Origin of the sequence: uncultured Corynebacterium sp. (genome assembly GCF_945649885.1) — a bacterium.
GTDB lineage: Bacteria > Actinomycetota > Actinomycetes > Mycobacteriales > Mycobacteriaceae > Corynebacterium.
This window is the reverse complement of record NZ_CALZFS010000001.1, coordinates 1-13,612: the sequence shown is the minus strand read 5'-3', so window position 1 is coordinate 13,612 and position 13,612 is coordinate 1. Positions and strand designations below refer to the sequence as shown.

Here is a 13,612-nt window from a genome sequence, read left to right as displayed (position 1 = left end):
TCAAGAAGCGAGCTCATCGACGGCCCCCTCCGGCCCCCACCTGCCGCACGCAGTCTAACAAGTGCGTTCGGCGTAGCGGTGGCGGTGGTGTTCAGTGAATCCGAGTTTGGTGTACAACCCGATTCCGGCCTCATTGGCTGAGATTACCTGCAGATAGGCTTCCTCCGCACCCATATCGGCACCCCATTGCTGGATCCGAGCGCCGAGCGCGGTACCCAGGCCCCGGCGTCGATAAGCAGGCGCGACCTCCACGGCTGAGTACCCGAGGAAGGTGCGCGACTCTGCAGAGGTGATGGTGGCACGCGTGATGGCGACGGTCTGCCCCTCGGCGGTGATCAGGCGGGCAAAACCCATGACCCCATCAATCTTGGTGCGCAGCAGCTCCAGGGCCTGCGGCGGAAGTGCCTGCCCACGGAAGTGGTACATGTTCAACCACTCATCATCAGGCTGCTCATCTACCCGGAAGGACAGCCCCTCCGGCAGAGCAACGGAATCAATGGTGGACAGGGGCTTGGACATCACCAGAATCTCCGGCCCCATGGTCCAAGCATCCGGATCAGCGGAAATGACCTTCTGGGCAGGCTTACCGATCCGCTCCGGGATGTGCAGGCGCACCGGCAGATCATGCCTGGCGTAGAACTCCTCAACCGCCTCCATGGGTACCGGATCAAAACCGGTGGTCGGCCCCAATGGGGAGGCGGAGTTGGAACGCTCGGTGATGCCATCACCGGCACGCAGCAGCCAACCCCCGGACCACTCATTGATCAACCCGGGGAAAGCCTTAGCCGTGGCGACCTCCACCGCACGGATATCAGAGTTCCGAATGGTACGGGGCGAGAGAATCTTCACCACCTCAAGCTGCTGCTCAGGGATCTCGATGCCCTCAGCCTCAGAAGGCATGCCACCGATGGACTGCGGGCGCACCACCAACGGATCAAGACCCATGACATGGCCGATGACATCGGTCCAATGCACATCGGCACCCTCTGCACCTTCGATGCGACGTCGCACCACAACGCGATCACCGATCTTCGGGTTGTGACTGCGGAATTGCGGCAGCCTAGGAGTCATGTCCGAAAGGATCCTCATCCACGCCGGGCATCCAGGTCAGACCAGGTTCGGTCCAACCATTGGCCTTAATGGTCTTCTTGGCCATGCGCTTCCACCGGCCGATCAGAACATCTGTGTAGAGAAAACCATCCAGGTGGCCCACCTCATGCTGGAAACAACGGGCCAGGAAACCGGTGCCCTCCATGGACCATTCCTCACCCTCCTCATTGAGGCCGGTGACCTTCGCCCAGTCAGCGCGACCAGTGGGGAAGCCCTCACCGGGAACAGAGAGGCACCCCTCCTCATCTTCACCATCATCAGCGGGCATGGTCTCCGGGATCTCAGAGGTCTCCAGCACCGGGTTGATGAAGCAACCGCGGTGCAGCACACCCTCATCATCAGGACAGTTGAAAACGAAGAGACGCTTGTTCACACCGATCTGGTTGGCGGCCAGGCCGACACCATGGGCGACCTCCATGGTCTCGTACATATCTGCAATGAGTTCCTGGAGCTCGGAGACGGGTTCAGTCACCTCCTGGGTGGGGTTGTGAAGGACGGGATCACCGTGGATAACAATTGGACGGACAGTCATGTTCTACAGTTTAGGCATGCTTAGCTCCGATGATTTAAAGCTCCTCGACTTTGAAGCGTCCGCACCGCGTGCACAGGGCGCCAAGGAGGAAGCCATCCGCGCCGCCTTCGATATCTCACCTGTGCGCTACTACCAGCGGTTGAACCTGATCATCGATACCCCCGAAGCTATGAAAATCCACCCAACACTGGTGTCCAGGTTACGGCGTCGGGCTGGGAAGATAGACTAATCGCCATGACTTCGGACATGCAGAATCCCTCCCCGTCCCAGACGCCAGGAAACGCTGGCGATCCCGTGAAGAAAGCCCAGGCTTCCGGCCTACCTGTACGCGGACTCGCCATGATCCTCATCGCCGTGGCCGTTCTCCTGGCAGCATGGGCGCTGTGGTCCCTCAGTACTGATAATGATGCTGATTCCGCAGCCACCGGTACCACCCAGTCCCAAGATGAAGGTGCGCAGAGTGATGGCGAGGCTTCCGGCGGTTTTGATTTCGATGATGCGTCAGGTGAAGGTGTTTCCGCGGAGAACACTGAAGCCGAGACACCACGTGAGGAAGACGGTGCACGGGATGCTGAGGCTGAGACTGCAGAGAATGAGGAAGCACCAGCCGCGGAGCGTCCTGCCCGTCCTGCTGCAGAGGGCACCCCGGTGACCACCCTGCATGTTCTCAACAACTCCACCGTCACCCAGCTGGCCGCACGCGTGGCAGACAGCCTGGACGGCGATTATGACAAGGTCGAATCCGGTAACCTCGCCGATATAGCCATTCCACAGAACACCGTCTACTTCACCAAGGGCAACCCTGATGCAGAGAAGGAAGCCCGCAAGCTGGCAGACCGTGTTGGTGGCATCGCCATGGAACGCAGCGATGTCCTCCCGAAGGAAACCGATGGCGATGATGCCATCGTGCTGGTCCTGACTGAAGACGTCGCCCTCTAAAAGTTTCCCCCTCGGACAAACCCCCTAATCCTTAAAGGAGGCCCCACACGCCATGGCCATTGAATTCAAGCGTTCGCCCAGGCCGACCCTCGGCGTGGAGTGGGAAGTGGCACTGGTTGATCCGGTCAGCCGCGACCTGGCACCACGTGCCTCAGAGATCCTGGAGATCGTGGCCAAGAACCACCCCGAGGTGCGCTTGGAGCGAGAATTCCTCCAGAACACCGTGGAATTGGTCACCGGCATCTGCGATACCGTGCCCCAGGCCATGGATGAGCTCTCCCATGATCTGGCCGCGGTGAAGGAAGCCGCCGATGAACTGGGCTTACGTCTCTGGTCGTCTGGGTCCCACCCTTTTTCTGACTTCCGTGAGAACCCGGTGTCAGAGAAGGGTGCCTATGACGAGATCATCGCGCGCACCCAGTACTGGGGAAACCAGATGCTCATCTGGGGTATCCATGTGCATGTGGGAATCAGTCATGAGGATCGCGTGTGGCCGATCATCAACGCTTTGCTGACCAACTATCCTCACCTGCTGGCCATGTCTGCCAGCTCCCCGGCCTGGGATGGTCTGGACACCGGTTATGCCTCCAACCGCACCATGCTCTACCAGCAGCTTCCCACCGCAGGACTGCCGTACCAGTTCCAGAACTGGGATGAGTGGGTGTCTTATATGGAAGACCAGGACAAGTCCGGCGTGATCAACCACACCGGTTCCATGCACTTTGATATCCGCCCGGCCTCCAAGTGGGGAACCATTGAGGTCCGCGTGGCCGATTCCACCTCCAACCTGCGGGAGCTCTCCGCCATCGTGGCGTTCACCCACTGCCTGGTGGTGCACTATGACCGTATGATTGATCGTGGTGAGGAATTACCCACCCTGCAGCAGTGGCATGTGGCGGAAAACAAGTGGCGTGCCGCCCGTTATGGCCTGGATGCGGAGATCATCATCTCCCGCGATACCGATGAATCGATGGTTCAGGACGAGATCCGTCGCCTGGTGGCTCGACTCATGCCCCTGGCCGCCGAGCTGGGATGTGAACGAGAACTTGATCTGGTGCTGGAGATCCTCGAGCGCGGTGGCGGCTATGAACGCCAGCGCCGGGCCTTCAAGCGCACCGGTACCTGGACCACCGCTGTGGACTTGGCCTGCGATGAATTGGAGGAGTTAACACCCCTTGGATCAGACGACTAAAACCATCATCTTCATCCCCGACGCCGGGGAGATGCCGGATGCCTTCACCGAAGTGGTGAACTCTCTACCTGTAGGGAGGGGGTTGAAGCCCCGGATCGCCCCGTGGTCTGGTGGGGAGGAAGAAGGCCAGGGGAATGTGGAAGCACTCCTGGATAAACACGAGCTCCGCCGCGTCATCCTGGTCGGTTCAGGACGCGGTGCGGCAGTAGCCTTGCGTGTCGCGCAGCAACAACCACAGCGCATCACCCACCTGGTCTTAGACACTCCGGCGATCTCCCTGGATGAGCGGGGGCAGAAGGTCGGCCGTGTGCTGAAGAAGATTCCGGGTTTCCTCTTCCGTGACCGCAACAAGAAGGAGCTGCTCACCCATGTTGCTGAGCTGAGTAGTTCCACCGCCGCAGATTTTGCTGATGTCGCCACACCCACTCTGGTTCTGCGTGGGTCTCAGTATCCAGTGCCAGATGCCGCAAGTCTTGTGGATACCTTGCCCAACGTGGTCGGTGTCACCGTGGAGGGTGCAGGTCTACGCACCTACCGCACCCACCCTGCTGAGTTCGGTACCCGGCTGGGGCAGTTCCTGGAGAACCATTCCTGATGTGGTGAGCCACTGAGGAATAAGATTGCCCAGGTTAGTGACCTGGCGGGCAAGTATAAGCCAGTTGAACTGGTGATCTGAAAAGAAAACCCAGGATGTGCGTCCCTGTGAAAAAGGGGACAGCACTCTTGGGTTTTATTTTTCCAGAGCTACTTCTTGATGCCACGTTCTGCCGGGGCATCATTACGGGAGAGCTTTTGCTTTTCTCCATAAAGGCCTTCACGGCGCGATACTCGGCCCACTCGCTGTGCGGTGACGGGGCTGGTGATCAGGGCGAAGAAGATCAGCAGGACAAGGATGCCCATGTCTCCACGCATGGAGACATCGAAGTCCTCATGTCCCAGCATGCGGATCAGCGCACCCACCACGGTGAGAATCAGACCGGTGGTCTGTGGTTTGGTGATGGCGTGGACACGGGACATGGAGTCCTTGAAGCGCACCAGGCCTACCGCGGCGGAGAAGGACAGAATCGCACCAGAGAGAATCAACACCAGTGAGATGATGTCGGTGATCAGATGAATGGTCATTTAGGCACCGTCCCTCTTTCTGAAACGTGCCACGGCAACGGAACCCATGAATCCCATCATGGCCACCACCATCATGGCGTTACTGACGGTGGTGTCCAGAGTCCAGCAGATATAGGTGGCCAGGGCACACTGGATCATGGAGACCGTGCCATCCATGCCCAGCAGTCTGTCAATGGAGTTCGGGCCCACCATGATCTGATAGGTGGTCAGGATGAAGGACACACAGAATAAGAAGGCGGCGACGGTGAGAATCGCTGTGTAGAGTTCGGGATTCATATCGGCCTAGCCCCTTTCAAAGACGTGGATCAGGTTGCGCTCAAGGTCGGCAACGTTTTGAATTTCATTCTCGATGGCATCTGGGGAATCGGCATCAAGAATGTGGACTGTCCACATGCGGTTGGCAATATCAATATCAGTTACTGAACCACCCGGCTGCAGGTTGTACAGCACTGTGGCAAAGGACAGCACCAGGTCATTTTGCACACGCATCGGAACGTTGAGGATCGCGGTCTTGGGTGGGTCCTGTGGGCGCAGGGCTAGCCAGGCCACCTTCACGGATGCCTTCGCCAGGTCCCAGAACCACTTGAGGATCAGCAGGGCAAAAGCACCCCAGCGAACCTTGATGTTGGCAATGGGCATCGCAGGCAGCGGCAGCAGGAGCACGATGGCGGTACCCACCAGGAAACCTGCGATGATATTAGCCCAGGAGATCTCGCCCATGAGCATGATCCACATGATGGTCAGCCACAGGGTGAACAGGGGCCGGAAACGACGCTTCAAGCCTGCAATCATGGGGTGGCCTCCTTTGTCACCGAGTTGGGTGCTGAGTTGGTGAGGATCTCGCCGCTGACCACACGTGCGTCATCAGCGGTGCCGCCGCTGAGTTCACTGTCTGTGCGGTGGTCCAGGTTGTCGCGGTCGGCGTCATAACGCTCCATCTCCAGGGTGCGGTGTGGATCCAGGTAGTTCGGTCCCAGTACGGCACTGCGGTAGATGTTGACATCCTGGGCGGATTCCGCGGCACGCCCGGTGACTGCGGACAGTGGGCCTGCCAGGACAGACACCATGAGGGAGGCGACCACCAGGATGGAGGTGGAAGCGACCATGCCCAAAGGCATGCGTCCGACGTCGCTACGCTCTTTGACGGAAACTTCGTCTTGAACATCCACCAGGGGAGCGGGGCGCGCAATGGCGGTGGCACCGTCGGGTGCGTCCTTGCGGTCACGCCAGAAGGCCTTGGACCAGACCAGGACCATGGTGTACAGGGTGAGTAGGGAGGTGACAACAGCACCGGCGATGAGCACCCAGGCCATCCAGCCACCCACCTGTGCACCGGCCTCGAGCAGGATGATTTTGCCCAGGAATCCGGAGAACGGTGGGATACCACCCAGGTTGATCGCCGGGATGAAGTACAAGATCGCCAGCAGTGGGGAGAGGTAGGCCAGTGACCCCAGACGGCGCAGGGAGGAAGAACCTGCCTGGCGTTCCACCAGACCCACCACCAGGAAGAGCGTGGTCTGAACCAGAATGTGGTGGATGGCGTAGAAGATCGCACCGGACAGGCCGGCTGCGGAACCAAGTGCCACACCGAAGATCATATAACCGATGTGACTGACCAGGGTGAAGGACAATAATCGTTTGATGTCATTCTGTGCCATCGCACCCATGATGCCCACGAGCATGGTGGCCAGGGCCACCCACATCAACAGGGTATCTAGGGAGCCGTCGATGAAGATGACGGATCGGGCACGGATGATGGCGTAGACACCGACCTTGGTCAGCAGGCCGGCGAAGACCGCGGTGACCAGGGATGGAGCGGTGGGATAGGAGTCCGGCAACCAGGAATCCAGCGGGAAGATCGCCGCCTTGATGCCGAAGGCCACCAGGAGCACCGCGAAGATCGCGGAGCGGGTGCCATCGGGGATGTCTTCCATCCGCAGGCCGATCTGGGCCATGTTGAGGGTACCCACCGAAGCGTAGACCATGGCCAGACCGAAGAGGAAGACCATGGATGAGGCCATGGAGACCATCACATAACCCACACCTGAGCGCACACGTGCGGGGGAGGCGCCAAGGGTGAGCAGCACATAGGAGGCAACCAGCAGGACCTCGAAGCCGACGTACAGGTTGAAGAGGTCACCGGAGAGGAATGCCAGGTTCACACCCATGGACAGCAGCAGATAGGAGGGCATGAACACTGCCACCGGCTCATCCTTGCCGCCATCGCGGATACCCTGGCTGATCGCATAACCCATCACGGCAAACAGCACGATAGAAGATACCGACAGCATGGAGACTGACAGCCGGTCCGCCACTAAGGTGATGCCGACTGGTGCGTCCCAACCACCGATCTGCAGGGTCTGGATGCCTTCGCTGTCCACCAGGTACAACATGGTGGCATTGAGCGCGATGAGGAAGGCCAGAACCGTCAGGGTGACGGCGCGCTGGGCCTGCACATACTTGGACAGGATCAGGGTCAGTGCTGCGGCGACCGCCGGCAGGATGACCGGCATCGGCACCATGTAGGGCAGCAGGGAGACCAGGAGGTCATAGAGTTCACTACTCATCCTTTTCTCCCTTCAGTGGCAGCTCGAAGGATTCTGGGCCGAACTCGTCACCTTCGGAGGTCATGCGTCCTGTCTCTGGGTCATCGGAGGCGTCATGGTCTGGGGCAGCCGAGGCGATATTCGGGCGCACTGAAATTGCGACGTCCTCGGTGTCATCCTGAATGAAGTCCTCGGTGCGGTAGCGGTACTGGCGGTAGGCCAGTGACAGCATGAAGGCGGTCATCGCCATGGAGATCACGATGGCGGTGAGGATCATGGCCTGGGTGAGTGGATCTGCGATCTGATCCGGGTACAGGGTGCTCTCGCGGCCCTTGATCGGGGGAGCACCAGCCGGTCCGCCGGCAACCAGGATCAGCAGGTTGGCACCGTTGCCGATCAGCATCAGACCCATGATCATCTTGGTCATGGCGCGGTCCAGCAGCAGGTACACACCTGCGGCCACCAGCGTACCCGCGGCCAGGAGCAGGAAGAGATTGGCTACCATCTACTGCTCCTTTCCGGTGTTGTTATTGCTTTGCGACGTTCCACTATCAGCACTGCCTGTTGGTTCGGGCCCTGTGTCAGTGCCACGAGGCTGAATCGAGGGCAGTGGTCGGGGTTTATCTGCGGTGCTGCGCACCGCAGAAGTCGATGAGGCCAGGGCGGCTTCCCTCCGTGTGCTGCGTGCCAGGCGGCGTGCACGGTCACGGGCACGCTGCTTACGCATATCCTCATCACGGTCCAACTGGCCACCGAGACTGTGCATGACATGCATGATCAGTCCGATGACGATGAGGTAGACACCAAGATCGAAGAGCAGTGCGGAGGCGATGTGGATATCGCCGATCAGCGGCAGCGTGACATCCCAGATATGGGAGGTCAGTGGTGGTTCACCCAGGGCCATCGGCCAGAGTAGCGCTGCTGCGGAGGCGATCAGACCCGTACCGAGGATACGTCCGGCATCCACTGGTAATGCCTCTTCCAGCTCATCACGGCCACCGGCCAGATAGCGCAGGGCAAAGGCCAGGGCTGCGACCAGCCCCCCGGCGAAACCTCCGCCCGGGGCGTTGTGGCCCACGAAGAAGAAGTAGACCGACAGCATGATCATGGATGGGAACAGGATGCGGGTGGCCACATCCACCATGAGGGAACGGTTTTGTGCCTTTTCTGTGTCCACGGGTGCCGCCAACCAACGACGGCCGGTGGTGGCCAGGGTGGGGCGCCTGGAATCGCGTCGGAAGCTGCGGTTGCGGTAGACCAGGGAGGCGATACCGGTGGCCGCAACCACCAGGACGGAGATCTCACCGAAGGTATCGAAACCACGGATATCCACCAGCAGCACGTTGACCGTGTTGGCGCCGTGTCCAACCTCATAGGCCAGATCCTGCATGTACATGGAGATCGGCTGTTCGGTGCGGGCATTCATGGCGAAGATGGTGAGCACCACGACCGCGATACCTGCTGAGGCTGCCAGCCAGGCACGCATGCGGGCATTCTTGGGATCTGGCTTCCAGGTGACCTCCGTGGGCATCTTGCGCAGCACCAGCATGAAGACCACCATGAGGATGGTTTCCACCAGAGTCTGGGTCAGAGCCAGATCGGGGGCACCGTGAAGTGCGAAGATCACGGCGATGCCATAACCGGTCATGCCGATGAGGATCAGTGCTGATAGACGGTTCTGCATTTGGGTGGACACGATTGCCACCAGGATGATGATGACTGCCACGACACCCTGGAAGGGGCTGTCCCACAGTTCCATGCGCACATCACTGCGTTCACCGGTGATCAGTGCAACCATCGGAACGACGGTGAGCACCAGGAAGATGATGCCGATGTTCAGGGTGAGGGAACCACGCTGGGTGGAGGCGGTCAGGCGCAGGGAGACCACACGCAGGAAGTCCAGGATGGCGTCATAGGCGGTGTCAGCATCACCGAAGGTAGAGGTCTTCGGCTGGAAGCGGTGGACCACGGGCAGGTTCCAGTAGAGCAGGAAACCAACGGCGATGATGATCGCAGACAGCAGCAGTGGGAGGTTGAACCCGTGCCACAGGGACAGGTAGGCATCCTCACCTGGTGCCACATTGTCCACATGCATACCGATGATGTTGGACATCGGTGCGGGGAAGACACCGAAAATGACGGTCAGTGCGGTCAGCACCAGGGGTGCGATCCACAGATCGAAGGTGATCGGGTGGGAATCCCTCACCGCAGGGGAGGTGCCATGGCCCTCTGGGAAGAGCTTGCGCTTGGTGGCGAATGCCCCGTAGAGGAAATAGCAGGAATAGGCCATGGTGAAGATGGAACCCAGGATGATGCCGGTGAGCATGAGGTTGCCCGGCATGCCCTGGAGCATCTGCTCATTGAGAATGGAATCAATGGCGGTTTCCTTGGCGATGAAACCAAACAGTGGTGGAATGCCAGCCATGGAGGCAGCTGAGATGGCTGCCAGTGCGAAGACAAAGGGACGCTTCCTGCCGAGCCCGGACAGCTCATTGATGTCACGGGTACCGGTGGTGTGGTCAATGGCACCGACGGTCATAAACAGTGTGGCCTTGAACAGTGAGTGTCCGAAGGTCAGTGCCAGACCTGCAAGCAGTGCCTCCCGGGTACCCACACCAACCACGGAGATGATGAAGCCCAGCTGGGAAACGGTGCCATAGGCCAGGATCAGCTTGAGGTCCTTCTGGCGCAGGGCCATCCAGCCGCCCATGATCATGGTGAAAATTCCCAGGGGAATGATCACCAGGTACCAGGAGGAGACAACGTTGAAATCAGGGGCCAGGCGGGCGACCAGGTAGATGCCGGCCTTCACCATCGCTGCTGAGTGCAGGTAGGCGGAGACAGGTGTGGGGGCAGCCATGGCACCTGGCAACCAGAAGTGGGTGGGGGCGATGGCGGACTTGGACAGTGCACCAGCCAGGATGAGGATCGCACCAATGGAGACATAGGGAACATCAGACCAGTTGCCCTCAAATACCGGAATGTCGGAGAAATACCAGACGCCGGTCTGGGCACCGATGAGGATGATGCCCACCAGCATGGCCAAACCACCCAGGGTGGTGACCATGAGTGCCTGTCCAGCAGAACGCCTGGAGGAGGCACGTTCGCCGTAATAGCCGACCAGCAGGAATGACAGGACAGAGGTGATCTCCCAGAACACGTACATCAGGAGGATGTTGTCGGAGATGACCAGGCCATACATGGCCATGGCAAAACCAACCAGCTGGCCACCAAAGGCGCTCAGACGGCCGGGGTTGGAATCAAAATAACCCCAGCAGTAAAGCAGTACCAAGGCGCCGACACCGAGGATGATCAGCGAGAATAATGCGGCCAGGGAATCCAGGCGCATTGTGATATTGAGATGGGCTGAGGGCATCCACTCGTAGTGGAGGGAGAGTTCACCTCCATTTCTGAAGGTTCCGTTGATGAACTCTGTTACCACCCAGATGAAACCCGCAGCAGGTACAAGTGCCAGAACACCGAAAGCAGGTCGCCCTATGGTTCGAATCAGAGCTGGGGCCAGCACTGCAGCGGCAGTGAGTGCGAGAAAAAGTATCAGCACGCTATCTCAGTTCCCCTTTGCACATTGTGGGCTTTCTCAAGCCACACCAAAATTCACGACGCCCGCCTGCGCGCTGCCCCCAGCCAGCAACAGGCGTCGGAGTGATTTACGAAGCCAGAAACTGAGAAACACCCAAGTCCTAGGCGGCGCCGCGAAGGGCGTGGCAATACACGTGCAGTCTACCTGCGCCTGTGTGACGTTCCCAATGGAAATTCAGTTTTCTCTGTATATATAGGGGGCTGTTTCGCACCATTGTTCAGGATTTGTCCAGCTCACGGGGCGATGGCATTAAAATGAAAAACTTTCTCAAAATGAAAAAATCTCGGGGGTACATGTGTACACCCGAGAAGTTCTCAGTGGGAATCAAAGTGCGCAGATGAGATGCGCTGCCCTGGGTGGCTGGATCAGCCGTAGATCAGGTGGGCAGCGGAGCTCAGAGCGGAAGCAGCGGACTGCTCAGCGGTGCCACCAAAGCCCATGGCCCAGGTGCGGCGGTTGTTGTTGGAAGCGTAGATGAAGGTGACGCTTGCCTCGAAGATATCGAACTGGTGGAATTCCAGGATCTCGACACGACGCCCGGCATCAGCCAGCAGGTTGGTGCAAGCGGAGATCGGGCCGGTGGCCATGATCTCAGCCTCAGTGGAGTCACGGGCTGCGCCGGAGTTCTCGATCAGGGTGGCGGTGTAGTGGTACAGGCCTCCGCGACGGGAGTCAGATGCCAGGTTGTTGATGCGCAGGCTGGCGGTCGGTGCGTAGGTGCTGGTGAAGGTGCGCCATTCCATGCCGCGGGCTTCTTCGCGGAGACCGCGGGGCAGCTGGAAACCAAAACGTGCGCGGAAAGGATCATCGGCGTAGATGCGTGGCTCGGTCTGGATCGGATTGACGCTGACTGGGCGAGGGGTCTCGCGGCGGAATTCGATGATGGTGGAGCGACGGTTGGTTTTGGTGGAGATAGACATGACACGGTCCTTTGCGTCTATAAGGAGGGAGTGGATCTGTCTCTTCTTTGGTGAGGAAAAGATATAAAAAAGATCCTGTTAGGTGAAGGACCGACTCTCAAACTGTCTGGGGCTTTAACGACTACTTCCCTGATGCGGGGAGTCAGTCCTTATCCCGCAGCAGGGTACGTAGCCTTGGCTACTCGCTTGAGGTCAATGATTTTTGTCATGGTCGATATAGTAATCAGGCTCACATGGGGCAAGCAAGAGCGCTTTCCGCTACAAGGAAACCCCCACCCCCTCGCGGGGGTGGGGGTTGGTGGTACTAAATGGGCTGCTCAGGACCTATTTATTGAGGCTGAGCAGGAACAACGCCTCTGCTGTGGCGATGTCCCTAATCTCATCGGGATCCACGGACTCATCCGCAGAGTGGATTACGGACAGTGGTTCCTCCACGCCATAAAGGGCTAATTCCGCCTGTGGGTTGACCTCCATGAGCTCGGTGCACAGCGGAATGGAACCACCTGATCCGACAGTCACGGTGTCTTTGTTTTCATAGGCCGCGGAAAGACACTCGGCCAGGGTGGAGATGGCCGGACCTGAGATGTCTGTGGAAAAGGGCTGATTGATGTCGTCGATAAGCACCTCAACCTTGGCGCCCCAGGGCGCATGATTGATCAGGTGATCCCGGAGTTTCTCAGCAACCTCAACCGCATCCTGCCCGGCTGGTACACGCAGGTTCAGCTTGGCTGAAGCAGTTGCAGGAACCGCATTGACAGCTTCTGCCACCGGGGTGGAGGTCAGTCCGGTGATGGTGATCGCAGGACGGGCCCAGACCAGGGATGCCGGGTTGTCCTCAGCGCCCATGGTGTCCACACCCGCAAGAATGCCCGCATCGGAACGGAACTCTTCCGGATCATAGGGCAGACCTTCCCAGGTGGCGGTGGTGTCCACGCCGTCGATCACGGTACGTCCCTGCTCATCGCGGATCGAATCCAGGATGCGCACCAGTGCTGATACCGCATCAGGTGCAGCACCACCGTACTGGCCTGAATGGACCGCCTGCTTGAGGGTGTCCACCGTGACGGTCAGCTGTCCGCCACCGCGCAGGGAGGTGGTCAGCGTGGGAATGCCCACTGCTGCATTACCACTGTCAGCGATGAGGATGACATCGGCTTTGAACAACTCCGGCTTTTCCTTGATGAGGTCGGATAGTGCACCGCCACCCATCTCCTCGGAACCTTCAACCACGAAGGTCAGGTTCAGATCGGTGCCACCGAGGGCGGCAACGGTACGCAGGGCGGCCAGGTGCATGACCAGGTTGCCCTTGCAGTCTGCCGCGCCACGCCCGTACCAGCGCACGCCATGCTCCCCTTCCCGTTCCGTGAGGGTGAATGGTGCGGAGGACCAGAGATCCAGTGGTCCCGCAGGCACGACATCGAAGTGGCTGTAGAGCAACACGGTGGGTGCATCCTCGGCACCCTTGCGGGTACCGAGGAAGTTGGTGGTGCCATCTGCTGCCAGATGTTCACTGACCTCGAACCCGGCATTCCTGATGGCGTCACGGGTCCAGTTGGTAGCGCCCTGGTAGTCCTCCACCAGTGTTGGTTCACTGTGGACGGAGTTAAAGGAGACGATTTCCTTGAGCTGCGTGAAGATCTGTTCACGCTG

Annotated in this window: 14 protein-coding genes; 4 read left to right on the top strand and 10 right to left on the bottom strand. The window is 59.3% G+C overall.

Annotation, left to right across the window (positions count from 1 at the left end; genetic code table 11):
• Positions 1-54 precede the first annotated feature (54 nt).
• Both Q0M74_RS00070 and Q0M74_RS00065 read right to left on the bottom strand, forming a co-directional pair.
• Complete coding sequence (locus Q0M74_RS00070; protein ID WP_293950542.1) at positions 55-1,071, bottom strand: GNAT family N-acetyltransferase; 1,017 nt, start codon at positions 1,069-1,071, stop codon at positions 55-57.
• Positions 1,061-1,642 (bottom strand): peptide deformylase, encoded by a 582-nt coding sequence (locus Q0M74_RS00065; RefSeq protein ID WP_293950541.1) that lies wholly within the window; start codon positions 1,640-1,642, stop codon positions 1,061-1,063. The genes Q0M74_RS00070 and Q0M74_RS00065 overlap by 11 nt, the downstream gene beginning before the upstream one ends.
• A gap of 16 nt (positions 1,643-1,658) precedes the next feature.
• Between Q0M74_RS00065 and Q0M74_RS00060 the strand changes: the two genes are divergently transcribed.
• The 4 genes from Q0M74_RS00060 to Q0M74_RS00045 are packed head-to-tail and all read left to right on the top strand — an operon-like array spanning position 1,659 to position 4,368.
• Positions 1,659-1,871, top strand: coding sequence for a DUF3263 domain-containing protein (locus tag Q0M74_RS00060; RefSeq protein ID WP_293950540.1), 213 nt, complete (start codon positions 1,659-1,661; stop codon positions 1,869-1,871).
• A gap of 5 nt (positions 1,872-1,876) precedes the next feature.
• Complete coding sequence (locus Q0M74_RS00055) at positions 1,877-2,581, top strand: LytR C-terminal domain-containing protein (RefSeq protein WP_293950539.1); 705 nt, start codon at positions 1,877-1,879, stop codon at positions 2,579-2,581.
• A 52-nt stretch (positions 2,582-2,633) separates the two neighbouring features.
• Positions 2,634-3,773, top strand: a complete 1,140-nt coding sequence (locus Q0M74_RS00050; protein WP_293950538.1) for a glutamate--cysteine ligase — start codon at positions 2,634-2,636, stop codon at positions 3,771-3,773.
• Positions 3,757-4,368, top strand: a complete 612-nt coding sequence (locus Q0M74_RS00045) for an alpha/beta fold hydrolase (RefSeq protein WP_293950537.1) — start codon at positions 3,757-3,759, stop codon at positions 4,366-4,368. The genes Q0M74_RS00050 and Q0M74_RS00045 overlap by 17 nt, the downstream gene beginning before the upstream one ends.
• A 149-nt stretch (positions 4,369-4,517) precedes the next feature.
• Here Q0M74_RS00045 and Q0M74_RS00040 read toward each other — a convergent pair whose 3' ends face one another.
• The 8 genes from Q0M74_RS00040 to Q0M74_RS00005 form a co-directional block, all read right to left on the bottom strand.
• Complete coding sequence (locus Q0M74_RS00040) at positions 4,518-4,895, bottom strand: monovalent cation/H(+) antiporter subunit G (RefSeq protein ID WP_293950536.1); 378 nt, start codon at positions 4,893-4,895, stop codon at positions 4,518-4,520.
• The gene (locus Q0M74_RS00035) at positions 4,896-5,171 is read right to left on the bottom strand and encodes a monovalent cation/H+ antiporter complex subunit F (RefSeq protein ID WP_293950535.1); all 276 of its coding nucleotides are present in this window, start codon (positions 5,169-5,171) and stop codon (positions 4,896-4,898) included.
• A 6-nt stretch (positions 5,172-5,177) separates the two neighbouring features.
• A complete protein-coding gene (locus Q0M74_RS00030; protein ID WP_293950534.1) occupies positions 5,178-5,687 on the bottom strand; it encodes a Na+/H+ antiporter subunit E in 510 nt (169 codons plus the stop codon).
• Positions 5,684-7,462, bottom strand: coding sequence for a Na+/H+ antiporter subunit D (locus Q0M74_RS00025; protein ID WP_293950533.1), 1,779 nt, complete (start codon positions 7,460-7,462; stop codon positions 5,684-5,686). Before Q0M74_RS00025 ends, Q0M74_RS00030 begins: the two co-directional genes overlap by 4 nt.
• A complete protein-coding gene (locus tag Q0M74_RS00020; protein WP_293950532.1) occupies positions 7,455-7,946 on the bottom strand; it encodes a Na(+)/H(+) antiporter subunit C in 492 nt (163 codons plus the stop codon). The genes Q0M74_RS00025 and Q0M74_RS00020 overlap by 8 nt, the downstream gene beginning before the upstream one ends.
• A complete protein-coding gene (locus tag Q0M74_RS00015; protein ID WP_293950531.1) occupies positions 7,947-11,003 on the bottom strand; it encodes a Na+/H+ antiporter subunit A in 3,057 nt (1,018 codons plus the stop codon).
• A 404-nt stretch (positions 11,004-11,407) separates the two neighbouring features.
• Positions 11,408-11,962, bottom strand: coding sequence for an acetyl-CoA acetyltransferase (locus Q0M74_RS00010; RefSeq protein WP_293950530.1), 555 nt, complete (start codon positions 11,960-11,962; stop codon positions 11,408-11,410).
• A gap of 324 nt (positions 11,963-12,286) precedes the next feature.
• The coding region (locus tag Q0M74_RS00005) for a dipeptidase (protein ID WP_293950529.1) at positions 12,287-13,612 on the bottom strand (1,326 nt) is incomplete at its 5' end.

Coding starts and splice junctions, on each gene's coding strand:
- Q0M74_RS00070 (WP_293950542.1), bottom strand. CDS start 1,071: ATGACTCCTAGGCTGCCGCAATTCCGCAGTCACAACCCGAAGATCGGT.
- Q0M74_RS00065 (WP_293950541.1), bottom strand. CDS start 1,642: ATGACTGTCCGTCCAATTGTTATCCACGGTGATCCCGTCCTTCACAAC.
- Q0M74_RS00060 (WP_293950540.1), top strand. CDS start 1,659: ATGCTTAGCTCCGATGATTTAAAGCTCCTCGACTTTGAAGCGTCCGCA.
- Q0M74_RS00055 (WP_293950539.1), top strand. CDS start 1,877: ATGACTTCGGACATGCAGAATCCCTCCCCGTCCCAGACGCCAGGAAAC.
- Q0M74_RS00050 (WP_293950538.1), top strand. CDS start 2,634: ATGGCCATTGAATTCAAGCGTTCGCCCAGGCCGACCCTCGGCGTGGAG.
- Q0M74_RS00040 (WP_293950536.1), bottom strand. CDS start 4,895: ATGACCATTCATCTGATCACCGACATCATCTCACTGGTGTTGATTCTC.
- Q0M74_RS00035 (WP_293950535.1), bottom strand. CDS start 5,171: ATGAATCCCGAACTCTACACAGCGATTCTCACCGTCGCCGCCTTCTTA.
- Q0M74_RS00030 (WP_293950534.1), bottom strand. CDS start 5,687: ATGATTGCAGGCTTGAAGCGTCGTTTCCGGCCCCTGTTCACCCTGTGG.
- Q0M74_RS00025 (WP_293950533.1), bottom strand. CDS start 7,462: ATGAGTAGTGAACTCTATGACCTCCTGGTCTCCCTGCTGCCCTACATG.
- Q0M74_RS00020 (WP_293950532.1), bottom strand. CDS start 7,946: ATGGTAGCCAATCTCTTCCTGCTCCTGGCCGCGGGTACGCTGGTGGCC.
- Q0M74_RS00010 (WP_293950530.1), bottom strand. CDS start 11,962: ATGTCTATCTCCACCAAAACCAACCGTCGCTCCACCATCATCGAATTC.